General features: G+C 37.3%; 10 protein-coding genes. All 10 read left to right on the top strand.

Annotation, left to right across the window (positions count from 1 at the left end; genetic code table 11):
* Positions 1-260 precede the first annotated feature (260 nt).
* Positions 261-3,143: a cellulase family glycosylhydrolase gene (locus tag ACESQI_RS09040; protein WP_195660436.1), complete on the top strand. Its 2,883-nt coding sequence runs from the start codon at positions 261-263 to the stop codon at positions 3,141-3,143.
* Positions 3,144-3,146: 3 nt separating this feature from the next.
* A complete protein-coding gene (locus ACESQI_RS09035) occupies positions 3,147-4,157 on the top strand; it encodes a glycoside hydrolase family 5 protein (RefSeq protein ID WP_007482869.1) in 1,011 nt (336 codons plus the stop codon).
* A 30-nt stretch (positions 4,158-4,187) separates the two neighbouring features.
* A complete protein-coding gene (locus tag ACESQI_RS09030) occupies positions 4,188-5,186 on the top strand; it encodes a sugar-binding protein (RefSeq protein WP_147351260.1) in 999 nt (332 codons plus the stop codon).
* Positions 5,187-5,202: 16 nt separating this feature from the next.
* On the top strand, positions 5,203-8,361 hold the full coding sequence (locus tag ACESQI_RS09025; protein ID WP_007482864.1) for a TonB-dependent receptor: 3,159 nt from the start codon (positions 5,203-5,205) through the stop codon (positions 8,359-8,361).
* 10 nt (positions 8,362-8,371) lie between these two features.
* Complete coding sequence (locus ACESQI_RS09020) at positions 8,372-10,243, top strand: RagB/SusD family nutrient uptake outer membrane protein (protein ID WP_195660435.1); 1,872 nt, start codon at positions 8,372-8,374, stop codon at positions 10,241-10,243.
* A gap of 50 nt (positions 10,244-10,293) precedes the next feature.
* The gene (locus ACESQI_RS09015; RefSeq protein WP_195660434.1) at positions 10,294-10,686 is read left to right on the top strand and encodes a hypothetical protein; all 393 of its coding nucleotides are present in this window, start codon (positions 10,294-10,296) and stop codon (positions 10,684-10,686) included.
* Between the two features lies 1 nt (position 10,687).
* The gene (locus tag ACESQI_RS09010) at positions 10,688-11,677 is read left to right on the top strand and encodes a DUF4466 family protein (protein ID WP_223381581.1); all 990 of its coding nucleotides are present in this window, start codon (positions 10,688-10,690) and stop codon (positions 11,675-11,677) included.
* Positions 11,678-11,804: 127 nt separating this feature from the next.
* Entirely contained in the window at positions 11,805-15,257 is a 3,453-nt protein-coding gene (locus ACESQI_RS09005) for a cellulase family glycosylhydrolase (protein ID WP_229127621.1), read from the top strand.
* 13 nt (positions 15,258-15,270) lie between these two features.
* Positions 15,271-17,088 (top strand): heparinase II/III family protein, encoded by a 1,818-nt coding sequence (locus ACESQI_RS09000; protein WP_122201406.1) that lies wholly within the window; start codon positions 15,271-15,273, stop codon positions 17,086-17,088.
* Between the two features lie 29 nt (positions 17,089-17,117).
* Positions 17,118-18,554, top strand: coding sequence for a sialate O-acetylesterase (locus tag ACESQI_RS08995; protein ID WP_195660432.1), 1,437 nt, complete (start codon positions 17,118-17,120; stop codon positions 18,552-18,554).
* The last annotated feature ends 13 nt before the right edge of the window (positions 18,555-18,567 follow it).

Genomic DNA, 18,567 nt, shown 5'->3' with positions numbered 1-18,567 from the left:
TCTTTGTTACATTACTTTATTAGTTGTAATATATTTGTCTTTTCTTGTTATATTTTGTTCTTTTTGGTTACTCTTTAATTCCTTTTGTGGATGCTATCTCATTGATATATAGATTATTATATTGTACTTATGCAGTATATCTTGGGGAATATAAATCGTGAGTTTGTTATCAATTGTTTTTTTTCTGTCGGATATTGTCCTCTGATGAATAAAAAGCCTAATATATTTGTTGCCGGTATTAATCATTAAAAAGTAATATTATGAAAAAAGGAATATTTACTAAAATTCTTTATTTGGTAGCTATCTTATTGCTAGCTACGCAAGATATTTTCGCAGATGTTAGTAATCCACCCCAAACAATCCCTGTTCCCCCAACTCAGGAAGCAGCTTCTGTCAAATCGATTTTTTGTGATGAATATACTGATATTACATCTATTAAAGGCTTTAGTGGGCGAGGAAGCGCTACTGCAACTGTAAAGTCTGTGATGGGGAATGATATGATTTATTTTGATCAGGGTCTTGGCGGATGGTCTTTTGTCGAATTAGGCACTACGTTAAATCTTGATGATTGCGAAGCACTTTGCTTTGACATTTATGTAGTTAAAACCGGATTTACTTTAAAAGTTTATTTTGGACAGGGTGCTTCTGTCACAATACCAACACCTTTAGTAGAAGGATGGAATAAAATCGAGATTAAACTGGATGATTACCGAAATTTGCCTGCTGGAAAAATACCTGATCTTACCCAGATAAGTAAAATAGGTTTTATAAATGGCGGTGGATATGATAGGACTGTCTATATTGATAATATTTACGCTTATGGAGATTTAGGCGGCGATAATCCCTCAGTGGATCCGAATGCACCTACGGTGGCTGCTCCTACACCTAAGCATAAAGATACGGATGTAAAATCGATTTTTAGTGATGCCTATGACAACATTACTAATTTAATTTTAAACAATCCCGGCAGCCCGGCAGCGGAAATGGCAGTAGTAACACCTTTTGAAGGCGATAATATGCTTAGGTTCAATTCATTAAACTGGGCCTTGGTTAAATTTGACCCGACTCTAAATCTTGATGGCATGGATTATCTCCATTTTGATGTTTGGGCAGAAAGTACACGTACTATTAAACTCGGTCTTGGTAATTGGTCGTCACAAGCAAACACAGATGCTCTAACCTTAAATGCCGGATGGACAAGTTTTGACATACCGATGAGTGTGTTTAAGAGTGCTGACTTAACTAACATTATTGTTTCTAAAATATTCAGCAGCAATGGCTTTGCTATTACAAGGTTGTATTTTGATAATATATATACGTATAAAGGTGATCCGGTTGGGACACCCATAATATATATAGAACCTGCGCCGGAGCCGATATTAGCCCCTAAAACTGTTAAGTCTGTTTTTACGGACAAATACAACAATATAGCCAATCTTGAAGAAGGTGGTACTGTTGGTCTCACGGATTTTGATCTTGTATACCGTCTTACGGAGGCTGACAAAGTCTTGAGAATATGCTCTCTTGAAGAGATGACACTCCATACAACTGCTACACTTGACTTCAGTGATATGGAGAATATACATTTCAGTATGTATTGTGATGGCGAAGGAGGGAGTGGTACACTTGAAATTGGATTCCAGGCCCAAGGATCGGAAACGGCTTATTATTCCTCGTTATTTCCTGTTCTCAAAACAGACGAATGGAATTATGTGAATATTCCGGTTCACGAGTTGAAAGAAGCCGGACTGGATTGTTCTAAGATAGATAAAATACTTTTCCGTGGCTCGGGTAATATCTATATTGATAATATTTTTGCTTTTAAAGGTGACTATGCTATGGGATTAGGAGAAGAAGGGACTATTTCTGTTGACTGGAATTTGGCATCGGCAGATGATGTTCTTCCTGATAAGGAGAAGGCTTATTTAGGTGTAAATCTGGCGCAAGGTTCAGGGGGAACAGTTCATGGTGTATTTAATACAAACTATTCTTATCCAACATTTAAGGATCTTCACTATTTTAAATCAAAAGGTGTACGGCTTATTCGTTTTCCTTTTCGTTGGGAACGTGTACAACATGAAGTAAATGGACCGTTGGATATGGAACTTGATATGAAAAAGATCAAGGAGGTAATTGCTGAGGCCGAACGTATCGGTATGTATGTGATGCTTGATATGCATGATTATTGTCGTAGGAATGTTGATGGTGTAACTTGTAAGATCAGTGATTCTGGAAAATTGACAAAAGAACATTTAGCTGATGTGTGGGAGAAAATAGCTGTTGAGTGTCAGATGTACAAGAATATTTGGGGATATGATATAATGAATGAACCTTATGGTTTAGATAAGGGCGTATGGTATTCGACAGCACAAGCTGTTATTGATGCTATTAGAACTGTAGATATGCAAACGCCTATAGTAATAGAGGGTGAAAGTTATGCGTCTTCATCTACGTGGCCTTCAACCGGTGGAGGATTAATTGGATTGAATGATCCGGCTAATAATTTGATTTTTCAGGCACATTGTTATTTTGATAAAGATAAAAGTGGGCATTATAATTTGGGAGATTTTGATAAGGAAGTTTCTGATCCACAACAACATATTAAACGTTTGCAACCATTTGTAGAATGGCTGAAAGAACATAATCAACGTGGAATTTTAGGTGAATTTGGGGTACCTGGAAATGATGTTCGCTGGTTGAATTTGCTGGATGAAGTTATTGCTTATCTCAAAGAAAATCGTGTTGCTGCTACATATTGGGTAGCAGGTGGATGGTCATCTAATGATAAGGTAAGTATTCATCCGCTGAAAAACTATACTGTGGAAAGAGCTCAAATGAGAATTTTTGAGAAATACACAAAAGATTATGATAACACTTCGTCAGGAACAGGATGCATTTTACATAATGAATCTGGAGATTTAGAAATTTATTCTGATGTAACAGCTGATCATGTGTACGTTAAAGCGGATAAGGCTATGAAAAGTATTGCCCTGTTTACTATGTCCGGGCAGTGTATAAAGAAGGAAAGTATTGGCTCATCTGAAGCAAGAATTGTAACTGACGGATTAGTTCCGGGTGTATATCTGATCCGGATTCTTATAGAAAACGGAAGTGTTAGGAATTTTAAATTTGTAAAATATTAAAAGATGAAAGTTTCTCATATAATAGGTATTGTTTTATTTTTTTTTATGGCAGGAATGGTTTCTTGTAAGGAAACAGTTAAGCAATCCTTTAAAGAACCATCTGCCTTAAAAGTAAAAAAGAATGTTTTTATTAATGATTCAGGAAAGATTGTTAGATTGTGTGGCGTGAGTTTCTCAGATCCAGATAAGTTGAAAAAAGAGAATCAATGGAATTTACGTTATTTTGAAGAAGCGCGGCGTTGGGGATGTAATGTGATACGTTTACCAATACATCCTTACACATGGCGGTATCGCGGAGTAGAAGATTATCTAAAAATACTGGATCAGGGAGTGGAATGGGCCAGGCAAACCAATATGTATGTTATTATTGATTGGCATGCTATCGGTAATCTGCCGGAAAATGTTTATCCTCATTTTAATTATGCTACCAATTGGGCAGAAACTATAAACTTTTGGAAAATTATAGCTGAACATTATAAGGGTAATTCTACTGTGGCTTTTTATGAGTTGTTTAATGAACCATGTGATCAAGGAAAACCATTGAGTTGGGATGCGTGGCAGCCCCTGATGGAACAGTTGATAGATAGTATCAATATGATTGATGATCAGAAAGTATATTTGGTGGCTGGAATGAATTGGGCTTATTTACTTGATGAAGTCGTGCAAAAACCGGTAGATCGTAATAATGTTGCTTATGTGACACATCCTTATCCTCAAAAGGTAGATGCACCTTGGGAGGATAAATGGGAAAGAAACTGGGGGCATGTCGCTGACCATTATCCGGTGGTGGCTACCGAAATGGGATATGTGGTGAAAGGACAACGTGGTGAACACATTCCATGTATAGGTGATGAAAAATATGGTGAAGCTATTATTAATTATCTTGATAAAAAGGGAATTTCATACACAGTGTGGTGTTTTGATCCTTCTTGGGCACCTGCACTTTTGGACGATTTTGACTTTAATCTCACACGACAAGGAGAATTCTTTAAAAGAAAGTTACAAATGAAATAGTTGTTTTTACTTACATTAAAATTTATTATTATGAAAAAGTTTTTATTCGTGTTGTTGGCCGTATGGGTTGCTACCACTAATCTTACGGCGCAAGTGGCTTCAGATGTCGTGATTTATAAAGGAACAGATATTGATCCGAATGGAAAGGCGGATGATAATATTTGGAAGGATATTACACCGGTTGATATAACCAACGTTTTTAATTATGAGGAGCCTACGGTAACCTCTTTCTTTAAGATGTTTTACACCGATGAATATATTTATGTCTTGGTTGATGTCACTGATGATGTTCATTATCCGGCTTGGTTGGCCAACGATGTAAAAAATCAATGGAAATATGATAAAGTAGAAATTTATTTTGATATTAACGATAATCTGAAAGATGGGCAAGGGCCTGCTTACATTGATGGTGTAATGGCACCTGGACATTACCAAATAGCACCTGCATTGACAGAAGAAGGTTATGGAGAACCATTTGTAACAGAGGGAGTATTATATGGGACTATGAGTGATATGGCTACAGTTTGTTATGATATGAAGCCCGACGGAAAAGGATATGTTGTAGAGTGCCAGATCCCTATTTATGCATTTGTTAATGATAAAGGCGAAGAGCTGGATGTAGATAAACTTACTTCTTTACCTCAAGGTATGGGCTTCGATGTAATAATTGTTGATAATGACAATGATGGCAAAGGACGTAAAAGAGCTGTTTGGAAGAATATCGGACCTACTGAACCTTATAATAATATGGATGCCTGCGGTGTAATAACTTTTAGTACAGCTACTCCTTCCGGGTTATCTCAAACAGATACATCCTCTGTTTATGTTCACTATGATAAACGAGCGGAAACAGTTGCTGTTAAAGGTGATTGTAGTAGAGTTGTATTTATCGCTGCCTCTGGTTCAGAAGTGAAAACTGCTGAAACAAATATTTCGGAAATAGATGTGACTGATTTACAATCTGGTTTGTACCTTCTTAAATTATATTATGGTGACCATTTGCTGAAAGTGGTTAAGATCGTTAAATAATCTAATACTAAAGTTTATGAGAGAAAGTAGTTTAATACAGAAAGTTTGTTATAGTGCTTCTCGTAAAACATTTTTTTATTGTAAAATTACATTGTTGATATTATTGGGTGGGTTAATTCAATTGAATAGTACATATGTGTATGCGCAAAAAAATGTAAGTGAGGAGAAGGATAAAGGCGGGACAATTACAGGTAATGTAAGGGATGTAAACGGTGAACCGATTATTGGTGCTTCAATATTAGTAAAGGGCACAACGGCAGGTACTACAACTAACTTAGATGGATATTATACATTAAGTAATGTTGCTTCAAATGCAGTATTGATTATAAGCTATATTGGCATGAATACTCAGGAGGTGCATATTAAAGGAAAAGATCTGATAAATGTGACATTGGAAGATGCCTCCATTGGTATAGATGAAGTAGTTGTTGTAGGATATGGTACGCAAAAGAAGGTAAATCTAACAGGCGCTGTGTCAGCTGTAAAAGTGGATGAACAATTGGCAAGTCGTTCATTAACAAGTACATCATTGGCTTTGCAAGGGAAAGTGCCAGGATTATCAATAACGCAGAATTCTGGTATGGCTGGTCGTAATGATGTTAAAATGCTTGTTCGAGGAATGGGAACGGTGAATAATGCTGATCCGTTAGTTGTCGTTGACGGTATGCCTGATGTTGATATCGATCGTATTAATATAGATGATATTGAAAGTGTTTCTGTGCTGAAAGATGCTTCATCCTCTGCTATTTATGGTTCGCGTGCGGCCAATGGTGTTATTTTGATTACTACTAAATCCGGGCATGAATCAGCCCCCAAAATAGATGCTTCGGCTTCTTATACTATAGGTACTCCTACCCATGCATGGGAGTTTATGGCAGATTATCCACGGTCACTGACTTTGTTGCAACGTGATGCTGCTGTTTCTACTTTACCTGGTAATATAAGGTTCAAGGATGGTACTATCGATCAGTGGATGGCATTAGGAATGATCGATCCAGTTCGTTATCCGAATACTGACTGGTATGATGTTATTTTAAGAAATTCACAAGTTCAGAAATATAATCTTTCTGCGTCAGGGGGAAATAAAGTTTCTAACTTTTATATTTCTCTCGGAGTTATTGACGAGAAAGGTCTTCTTATTAATAATGATTATACTCGTTATAATTTGCGTGTGAATTATGATGCTAAAATTCGTTCGAATATGCATGTAGGAGTAAAAATTGCAGGTAATTGGTCGGATCTGCAGTATGCATTAACCAGTAATTTTGATGGTACTATCGATGCCAATGAAATGAGATATGCTATTGCGGGAGTAACACCTTATGATCCTATTACAGGATATTACGGAGGAGTGATGGCTTATGGTGAAGACCCTCAGATTTTTAATCCTTATAGTGCTTATAATACGCAGCTTACACAGAAAGAGAGACAGGAATTGAATGGTAATGTCTATTGGGATTGGAGTCCGGTAAAAGGATTGACTGCACGTTTGGACTATTCTTTGAATTATGGTAATGATTTTAGGTATCAGGCAGATACTCCTAATCGTGCTTATAACTTTCAAACGAATGATTTTGGTGCTCGCTATTTCGTAGAAGATAATGCTCCGATTTATAATTATACCAATAATAGCTATAAAACTCAGTTTAGTGCACGGTTAAATTATGATATTACCTTTTGTAAACATCATACGCTGAATGCTATGTTTGCTTTTAGTGAAGAGTATTGGCATACTCGTTATCAGATGTCAGGACGCAATGATCGTTTGCATTCATCTCTTCATGAAATTGATGCAGCTCTTACAGAGAAACAGTACACGGGAGGGAATTCAAGTGCTGAAGGATTGGTTTCTTATATCGGGCGTATCAATTATGCGGCGTATCAACGCTATTTATTTGAATTCAACTTGCGTTGTGACGGTTCATCTAAATTTCTTGACGGTTCTAAATATGGATATTTCCCATCAGCTTCAGTGGGATGGATTTTTTCAGAAGAGCCATTCATTAATAAATATGTGAAAGGATGGCTAAATCATGCTAAGTTGCGTGTATCTTATGGTGTGTTAGGAAATAATAGTGGTGTGGGACGCTACGAACAACAGGAGACTTTGACTACCAATAATTATATGATTGATGGCAAGATATTGAAAGGGTATGTCAATAAGAAAATGGTAAATCGTGATTTGAGTTGGGAAGAAACATCAGTTACCAATATCGGGTTGGATATGAAGTTTTTTAATAATCGTTTATCGGTTGAACTTGATTACTATGACCGGCTAACTAGTGGTATGATTCGGCCTTCAGATATGTCTGTTCATCTGACAGGTGCATATTCTGCTCCTCGTAAAAATATTGGTGAGCTGCGAAATAAAGGAGTAGAGGCCAACATTGTCTGGCGTGGAAGGGTTAATGAGTTTAATTATACTGTGAATGCTAATGCTTCTTATAATGCTACAGTACTGGAAAAGTGGAATGAGTATTTAGGGCGTAATCAGAAAAACAGCAATGATTATGTATTTATCAACATGCCATATAACTATGTATATGCCTATGAAGCTATTGGTATTGCACAAAGTTGGAATGATGTGTATAATGCTACTCCACAAGGTGCTCAACCGGGAGATTTATTATATAAAGACTTGAATGGTGATGGGAAGATTGATGATAATGATATGAAGGCTTTTCCACGCATTCAACGTGATCGTCCCACTACAAACTTTGCATTAAGTGGTAATTTTGAGTGGAAGGGATTTGATCTTTCTATAATGTTCCAGGGAGCTGCTGGCCGTAAAACATTTTGGTTAACTGCCAATAATAATCCCGATTTGCAAGAAGCGCGGCAAGCTACTACTTGGGATCATTGGACTAAACCTTGGTCGTTGGAGAACAGAGGAGGGGAATGGACTCGTTTAGGGGGAGCAAATAATCGAAAAGAATCTACCTTTTGGTTGGATAATCTGGCTTATTTGCGTCTGAAAAATCTGCAATTAGGATATACTATTCCTCAAAACCGGTTAAAAAAAATCGGACTTAGTTCTATCAGAATGTATGTATCTGCAGATAATCTGGCTACAATTACTAAATTTCGTGGATTAGATCCTGAAAAAGAAGGTAATATAAATGATGGTTATCCTCTGGTGAAATCGTTCACTTTTGGTATTAATGTAGGTATTTAAATTTAATATCATGAAAAATAGAAGAAATTATATATTGGGTATATTACTGGGTGGAGCATCAATACTTTTAATGGGGTGTGTAAATAGTCTTTTGGACCAAATTCCTACAACTGAATTAGGTAATACGGAATTTTGGCAAACAGAAGAGGATGCAACGAATGGCTTAATGGGGGCGTATGCTGATGTACGTGGTCTTTTTAGTAGAGATTATTATTTTGATGGGCAAGGTGAATATGTCCGTGTCAGAGATGGTAGCGGTAGTTTGAGTAATACTACTACTAATATAACACAGGGGGCTGCTTATAAAGGAGGATGTTATTTTCCTGATCCGTCTTACCGTTTTGGAGCAAAGTTCGATACGTATTATAAGTTCTGTTATGGTGGCATACATCGGGTCAATTATGTGATAGAGAATACACTGAAAATGATTCCGAATGCCAAAACAGAAGAATCGAAGAAGAAGCTTGAAACCGTTATTGGTGAAGCCAGGTTGTTAAGAGGAATGATTTATTTTCGATTGATTTCTATGTGGGGTGATGTACCGTATATAGATCATGTGGTGTACAATCAAACGGAGATGGATAAAATAGTACGTACTTCCATTGCGAAAATCAAAGATTATATTATTGAAGATTTTAATTATGCTTTTGAGAAACTTCCAGTAAAATCAGAGCAGATAGGGCGGGCATCTAAGCCTGCAGCTTTAGCGTTTAAAGGTAAACTCGAACTTTATTGGGCTTGTTGGAATCATTTTGGATGGCCGGAACTTGATACTTTTACTCCAAGCGAAGAGGAGGCGAGAAAGGCGTATAAGGCTGCTGCTGATGATTTCCATGCAGTAATTAATGACTATGGATTAAATTTGTTTAGGAATGGTGAACCTGGTGAATGGGGGGAACTGGGTGATGCAAATGTACTACCTAATTACTTCTATTTGTTTCTTCCTACTACAGGTAACGTCAATACTGATGGTGAAATTATTTTTGCATTCACTCATGGAGGACCAGGAACTGGACAAGGGGAATCATTGATGCGTGATTTCGCAGGGCGTAACATTCAGAATTCTCAGTGTTGGGTGACACCTACATTTCGTTTAGCAGATCGTTATCAATCTACTGTAACAGGTGATTTCACAGATCCGTTGATTCCAATGAACCCGAATGCGCCAAATGCAAGAACTACTAAAAATTCAGCAGTGAATCCGGAAAGTTATTTGAATCGTGATTATCGTATGAAAGCATCAATGTTGTGGGATTATGAAATGATCCAAGGATTAGCATCTTTAAAGAAAACAGATTGGGTACCATTTATATATAAATCATGGAATGCAAAAGTTACAATTGACGGGAAACAGTATACATCGTATAATACCGATGGTACAAACTCTGGATACGTTTTCCGTAAATTTGTTCGTAACTACGAAGGTGCAGATCGTGGTGAAGGTGACTATAACTGGCCGGTAGTTCGTTTGGCTGATGTCTATCTGATGTATGCGGAAGCGACAAATGAATTGTACGGACCACAGCAGGATGCTATTGATTTGGTTAACAGAATCCGGCATAGGGGGAATTTACCTCCTTTGGCCTCTGACAAGATTTCTGACAAAAAAGCCTTCTTCGACGCTATCGAGCAGGAACGTATTGTAGAACTGATAGCTGAAGGACATCGCGCTTTTGACTTGCGTAGATGGAGAGCTATTGAAAGAGTGTGGGGGGAACCGGGATCAGAAGAGGTTTGGATGGGTGATACACACAGTGATAAAGTATATAGCTGGTATAAGAATTTGAATGAGAGATTGTATCAACAAGCTTATATTTTTCAGATTCCACCTAAAGAACGTGATCGTAATCCGAACTTAACTCAAAATACTCCTTGGCTATAATAGCCAGAAGGCCTATAAAGAATGTTGAATTCAAATTAATAATGAAAGTAATGAAAAAATATATAGTTATTTTTTTTATAGTATTAACCTGGATCGGATGTACAAATTTTCCGATTGATGAAGATGGATTGTTAATTACCGAACGTTCAGAATGTTATGTAAGTAGTTTCGAACTTTTGGGCGTTGATTATCAGACTGTGAGACATGGAGCAGCCGTTATTGATACGATGAAGCAAACCATTCATGTGGAAGTACTGTATGGTACTGATCTGAAGAATCTTTATCCTCAGTTTTCTTTGGTAACAGATGCTAAATTGGAACCTAAGATAGAAGGGAAAGTTGACTTTTCGGATTTGGCAAATCCTAAGCAATATACGGTTATTTCGGGTAATAGAAAAGTTCGGAAAATATATACAGTTTATGTTAGTGTACAACAGAAATAAAATGAATACGATGAAGTCTATTGAATATTATTTTTTAATGGTTATCGTTGGTTTATGTTTCGTTTTTACATCTTGTGAGAATGAATACGAGGTACCTGCGGCTGGAACAACTTTACAAAATGATTGTATAAAGCGTTCATTGGGACCTAATCTGGTGGGGGCGAAAATAGAATTTGCTTATGCTATGGCACTTCCTCCTTCCCAAGGAAAGCTGATTTCTGCAAAGGTCAAGGCTTCTATTGCCGGAGCAGACGGTACTTATCTGGAACACAGATCGTTTTATACGGATCAGGGAGGAGATGATAAAGGAGTTGAGATCGGTAGCCCGTCAGTAACAGAAGGAATGATGACGGAAGTTACATTTACGAAAGATACATGTGCAGCAACGTTACGTTACTATTATGTGATTCCTGAAGAAGCTCGTGGTAAGAATATCTCTTTTAGTTTTTATGCGACAGACAGTAATGGTAGAAGTGTCTCATACGACATGGGGACATATTTTATATCTAATATGGATATAAAACTTGATATGATAATTCCTACGGATAGTTATCTTTCTATCTCGGATATGGCAGTGTATACCAATGAGAATATGCCAACTAAAGCGGACAAGATTGATTTGGTATATCTATATCGTAGGATTTCCGGGATTGATTTTTTGCATGCATTAGTTTCACCAGGAGTCGGCTCGGATTATTTACCAGAGATTGTTTTGCCGGAAGGAGTGAATCGGATGACATCATTACAAAGAACTTTTGGAGCTATTGACCAACAACTTGCTCGTGATCAATATGGAACATTTATTGATGATTTGGATTTCTATCAGATGAATTTTAGTAATGCTTCCAATTTTATTGTTAACATAAAGAAAGATGCAGGAACATGGGTTGAAACTGCTGATGGAATATATCGTGCTTTTATTTATGTCAATAAAGTGGATAATGCAAAAAAAACAATGACAATTAGCGTTAAACGATTGCGAGTGAAATAATCGTTTTTTTCAAAATTTATATGTGAGACACTAAGGTGAAGTATACTTGTTATGGAACCTTAGTTGTCTCATGTAACCCCTTTTTCTATTCTCATTTTTAATAGGTTTGTAATTTAATATAAATAATATGGCATTGAAAAGTGTTCGTTTATTCTCTCTGTTTATTCTATTGGGTATTACTTTATATTCTAAAGCTCAGAATCTCCGGATCGATGGATATAAGGGGATTTGGTATACAATTGGCCAAAAGTCGGAGTATGGAGACAAATATTCTGGTGGATTGGCTACTTATACAGCTAATCATACTCCTGTGGCTATCTATGCCTCAAAAGTTGATAAAACCTTTTTTGTTTATGGAGGGACCACCAGTGAAAAAGATAAGCATTTACTGATTATGATATCTTGTTATGATCATAAAAGTGGAACATTGGCCCGCCCAGTTGTTGTGTGTGATAAGATGGGAGTGGATGATCCTCATGATAATGCTTCTCTTACTATAGATAGCGATGGATTTATTTGGGTATTTGTAAGTGGGAGGAATGTTAGTCGTCTGGGACAAGTATACAAAAGTACAATGCCATATTGTATTGATCATTTTGAGAAAAAGTATCAATCGGTAATAACTTATCCTCAGCCTTGGTATATAGAAGGTAAGGGATTTATTCATCTTTTTACGAAGTATACTGCTGAACGTACGTTTGGTAGAGAACTTTATTGGTCGACGAGTCCTGATGGAATAAACTGGGCTCCGGATAAGAAATTAGCTGGTATGGGAGGACATTATCAGCTTAGTAATGTATGGAAGAACAAAGTTGTTACTGTTTTTAATTATCATCCTGACGGAGGAGCAGATTCTCGGACTAATGTTTATTTGGTTCAGACAGAAGATATGGGACAAACCTGGCAAACAGTGGATGGTGTGACATTAACTACTCCATTGACTTCTCCGCAAAGTGCAGCTTTGGTATATGATTATCAAAAAGAGAATAAATTAGTGTACTTGAATGATTTGAATTTTGATAAAGATGGTAATCCTATTATTCTGGCAGTTATAAGTAAACATTATCAACCGGGCCCCAAAGGAGATCCCCGAGAATGGGTTGTACTTCACAGAAAAAACGGACAGTGGTACTCACATGTGTTATGCTCTTCTTCTCATAATTATGATATGGGGTCTATTTATGTAGATAATGATGTCTGGACAGTGATTGGACCGACAGAGGATGGACCGCAAAAATTTGGTACCGGAGGAGAAATTGCTTTGTGGAAAAGTCGGGATGAAGGCCAACACTGGACTAAAGTAGCAAATGTTACTAAGAATAGCCCACGAAACCATTCGTATGTTCGTCGTCCTTTATATGCTCATAATGATTTTTATGCATTTTGGGCAGACGGGAATGCTGATAGTATGTCTGTGTCAAAACTTTATTTTACAGACAAAAATGGGAGTCAGGTATACGAAATGCCCTATCGGATGAAAACTGATTATGAAAAACCAATTGCAGCATATAATCAGAATTCGTATCAACCATTTGGTGTGAATTTGGCATGTGCAGAATTTGATGAAGCAAATTTACCAGGTAAATATGATAAGCATTATACTTATCCGAAAGTAGAAGAATTGGATTATTTTAAAGATAAAGGATTGAAACTGATTCGTTTTCCTTTTAAGTGGGAAAGGATACAGCATGAGTTGAATGGTGAACTTAATTCTGTAGAGCTGAAACGGATTAAAGATTTTGTAGGTGAGGCAGAGAAAAGAAGTATAAGCGTGATTCTTGATTTACATAATTATGCACGACGTTATCACCAAGGAGTGAAATGTATTATTGGTACTAATGGGGTAACCTTAGATCACTTTGCAGATTTTTGGCGGCGTTTTGCCATGGAAATGAGTTCATTCTCCAATATCTATGGCTACGGATTAATGAATGAGCCTCATGATTTAGGGAGTTCGGTTTCCTGGTTTCAAATGGCACAGAAAGGTATTGAGGCAATAAGAAAAAGTGATCAAGAACGACCAATAATTATTGGGGGGGACGATTGGAGTTCTGCGGAGAGATGGGTAGAGAAGAGTGATACATTGAAATATTTAAAGGACCCTGTGAATAATTTGATTTATGAGGCGCATGTTTATTTTGATGCGGATGCTTCGGGAAGTTATAAAGGATCATATGATACGGAGAAAGGATCTCCTACACGAGGGATAGAAAGGGTTCGGCCATTTGTTAATTGGCTTAAAAATAATCAGTTAAAAGGGTTTGTTGGTGAATATGGTGTTCCGGATGACGATGAGCGTTGGTTGGTCACTATGGATAACTTTTTAAATTATCTACAGAGCGAAGGTGTGAATGCTACCTATTGGGCAGCAGGTCCATGGTGGGGTAAATATCCTCTTAGCCTTACACCAAAAGGTGGGAAAGATGCTCCGCAAATGAAGATAGTAGAAAAATATCTTACTACCAGTTATCGGCATTGGGTAGATGGAGCACTTGCTAAAGCCGAAAAACAGGCTTTATTGATGGCCAGACATCTGAAAGATAAAGAAGGTAAATTACCGCGCTCTTTGAACTCTAATGGAGAACTAGTGACCTCTTCTTCTGATTGGTGGTGTAGTGGCTTTTTCCCTGGTGTATTGTGGTATTTGTATGAAAATAATAAGGGTAGTGAAGAACTGTTTGATTATGCTAATTTATATACTAAACGTATTGAAAAGGAACAGTTTAACACGAGTACTCATGATTTGGGGTTTATGCTGTATTGTAGTTATGGGAATGGATTTAGATTGAATCCGACATCTGAATCAGAGGGAGTTCTTATTAACGGTGCACACGCTTTATCTGCAAGGTATAATCCGGTTGTGAAGTGTATCCGTTCCTGGAATAAATGGCGTGATTATTCTTATCCTGTGATTATAGATAATATGATGAATCTGGAGATGTTAATGTGGGCTTATAAGAGAACGGGAGACGATACTTTTAAGAATATAGCCATTTCTCATGCGAATACGACGAAATTGCATCATTTTCGAGAGGATTATAGCTCCTTTCATGTGGTTGCTTATGATTTGAAAAGTGGTAAAGTGTTGCAGCGAGGGACTGATCAGGGATATGGTGACGATAGTTCTTGGGCACGTGGACAAGCATGGGCACTTTATGGGTATACGATGATGTATCGTGAGACAGGAAATGAAGATTATTTGAATTTAGCATGGCATATCGCAGATTTTATACTGAATCACCCACATCTGCCGAAAGATAAAATTCCATATTGGGATTTTGATTCTCCTGGTATACCTGATGATTATAGAGATTCTTCGTCTGCTGCTATTATCGCTTCCGCTTTGTTGGAATTGAGTAAATATTCGGAGGGTCATCGTTGTGAAAGGTACTACACAGTAGCGGAACAGCAACTTCGTATGCTTGCTTCGGATGAGTATATGGCTGAAGTAGGAACAAATGGTTTTTTTATATTAAAACATGGAGTAGGAAATATTCCTCAGAATTCAGAATTGGATGCTCCTTTGAGTTATGGTGATTATTATTTCATAGAGGCTCTTTTGCGGTATCGAAATTATTAAAAACAGAGAACATATGAGAACTATTTTTCTTTTGATATTCTTTTTACTTTTTCAGGGGGAATTAAATATGTATGCACAAGTATTACCTTCACATCCCCGTATATTAATGTCTGGTGGAGAGGAAATAGAAATTAAAGAAGCTTTATCTATGGATACTCTTTGGACTGGTTTACATCGAAATTTCCTCAAAGAATGTAATAATCTGCTTAATCGGCCATTGTTGGAAAGGAAAAAGGTGGGTATGCGGTTATTAGCTACTTCTCGAGAAGCTCTTCGAAGAATATTATTTTTGTCTTATGCGTATCGTATTACTGGAGATGAAATATATTTTCAACGTGCAGAGGAAGAATTACTTACTGTTTGTCGTTTTTCTGATTGGAATCCATCTCATTTTCTGGATGTGGCTGAAATGGTCTTAGGAGTTGCCATTGGTTTTGATTGGTTGTATACTAAGTTATCGGCTGATTCACGCAGAATCATTAGTGAAGCTATCATGACGAAAGGGCTCTTACCTGCACAGGATGAGAGATATAATTGGTATTTGAAAGCAAATCATAATTGGAATCAAGTATGTAATGCAGGTATAGCAATTGCTGCTTTGGCGGTTTATGAACAAAATCCGGAAATGTGTAGATCTCTTATTCGGCAGGCAGTAGAATCTGTAAAGCTCCCTATGGCTGAATATGCACCTGACGGGGCATATCCTGAAGGGTATTCATATTGGAGGTATGGAACAACTTTTAATGTTCTTTTATTGGGAACCCTGGAGAAAGTTGGTGATTGGGATTTGTTGCCAGCTTTGTCGTCAGGTTTTATGAATACCCCTTATTATTATGAGCAGATGGTTGGTCCAACCGGGTATAGTTTTAATTATGCAGATTGTGGTGATGAGCATGGGTTAGCACCTGTTATGTTTTGGTTTGCAAAGAAAACTGGGGATCTTTCTTTATTATGGACAGAAAAAAGCTTCATGCAAAAAGATAAATGTTCTGGCTATTTGGCAAATAGACTGTTTCCGCTAATATTTTTATGGGGTAGAAATATAGAAATAGACAAAATTGTTCCTCCTGAAAAAATGATGTGGATAGGAGGGGGCATTACACCAGTTGCATTGATGCGTACTTCTTGGACTGATAAAAATGCTTTGTATGTGGGCATTAAAGGAGGAACTTCCAGTAGTAATCATTCACATATGGATGCCGGATCCTTTGTGATGGATGCTATGGGGATACGATGGGCTATGGATTTGGGAATGCAAAACTATGAATCTTTGGAATCGAAAAAAATGCAAATCTGGAGTAATGACCAACATTCAGAGCGTTGGAAGGTTTTTCGTTATAATAATTATGCTCATAATACCCTTACGATTAATAATAAATTACATGATGTAAAAGGGTATGCGTGTTGGAAATCATTTATCGATAGTGAGAGTTTGAAGTCTGCAACGATTGACTTGACTACTATTTTTAAGGATGAACTGCTCTTTTGTCAAAGAGAAATTGCGATGGTGAACGGTACTTATGTAGTGGTGAGAGATAGTGTGAAAACAGATGCTACAAAGCAAGCTCTTTTACGTTGGACTATGTTGACAAGAACTCAGGTAAGAGAGATACAGAAGGATGGCTTTATACTGGAGCAAGATGGGAAAAGGATGAATGTGAAAATTAAAAGTCGGAATCAGGTTCAAATAAAAAGATGGTCTGCACAATCCGGTAATAGTTATGACGCTCCGAACCCTAATGTTGTTTTGATAGGATTTGAAGCTATTATTCCGGCTGGAGAGGAAGCGGTTTTTGAAACAGTTCTATGCCCGGAACAATTGGTTTATTAGTATAGGTTTAAAAAATATCATAGAATAATATGAAAATACGATTTTTTTTCTTGTTAATATGTTTTCTATCCGCTGGCTATTCTTGGCGCCTGCATGCAAAAATTGTATTACCCGCTATGTTTACGGACAATATGGTATTACAACGACAAACTGAAGTAGCTTTTTGGGGAACGGCTACTCCGAGGTGTACTGTAACAATTAAAACTTCTTGGAACAATAAAGAGTATTTGGTTAATTCATCAGATAAAGGTGAGTGGCGGACAAGAATATCTACTCCTCAGGCAGGTGGTCCATATTATATTATTGTCTCAGATGAAACGAGCATTCGTTTGGATAATGTATTAATTGGTGAAGTTTGGCTTTGTGCTGGGCAGTCTAATATGGAGATGCCAATCGGAAGTTGGGGGAAAATAAATAATTATGAAGCAGAAATTCGTTTGGCTCAATGTCCCGAAATACGTGTTTTGCATGTTGAACGTGCTGCAAGTTTGTCACCACTCAGTGATTTGAAGAAGGTACGTAAGGGGACTTGGCAGGTTTGTTTGCCGGAGTTTGCAGCAAACTTTTCTGCCGTTGCGTATTTTTTCGCTAAGAATCTTCATCGCCATTTAAATGTTCCTATTGGAGTAATTACGGCCTCGTGGGGAGGGACTATTGCAGAATCGTGGATTAGTAAAGAAGCAATAACCCGGATAACTGATTTAGATAGTTGTGAAAAGGATACTCTCAAAGAATATTCCGTTGATAGAGATGGTCCTAATATCCATTCTGTACTTTTTAATGCAATGATTCATCCTATCATTCCTTATACTTTAAAGGGAATCATTTGGTATCAAGGTGAATATAATTGTGCTCGTGCAGAACAGTATAAAGATATATTTCCGCTCTTGATTACTGATTGGCGTAAACAATGGAAACAAACGCTGCCCTTTTATTTTGTACAGTTACCTAATTTTGGAGAAAGAAATGAGGAGCCGACTGGTGCACAATGGGCTGAATTAAGAGAAGCTCAATTTGAAACATTGTGTATGGCCAATACTGGGATGGCAGTAACCATAGAACTGGGAGAAGCCAAGAATGTACATCCCAAAAGAAAGAAAGAGGTCGGTGACAGGTTGGCATTAATAGCAAGGGCTAAGACTTATGGAGAAGATATTGTTTATTCCGGGCCTCTGTATAATTCATATATCATTGAAAATAATCAGGTGAGGATTAAGTTTGATCACGTTGGTGGCGGGCTAAAGATTAAAGGAGGGGATTTGATAAAAGGTTTCTCAATAGCTGGTCCGGATCACAAGTTTTATTGGGCAGAAGCTGAAATAGATGGAGAAGAAGTAGTGGTTAGTTCTCCTAATGTTCCTTATCCACTTGCAGTGAGGTATGCTTGGGCTGCTAATCCAGAATGTAATTTGTATAACGGGGCTGATTTACCAGCCTCACCGTTTAGGACAGATCATTGGAAATAAAGTATAGTGTTGT

The organism is Bacteroides sp. HPS0048 (assembly GCF_964240755.1).
GTDB lineage: Bacteria > Bacteroidota > Bacteroidia > Bacteroidales > Bacteroidaceae > Bacteroides > Bacteroides nordii.
Note: the sequence above shows the minus strand (reverse complement) of the source record. Positions and strands in the feature narration are given on the sequence as shown.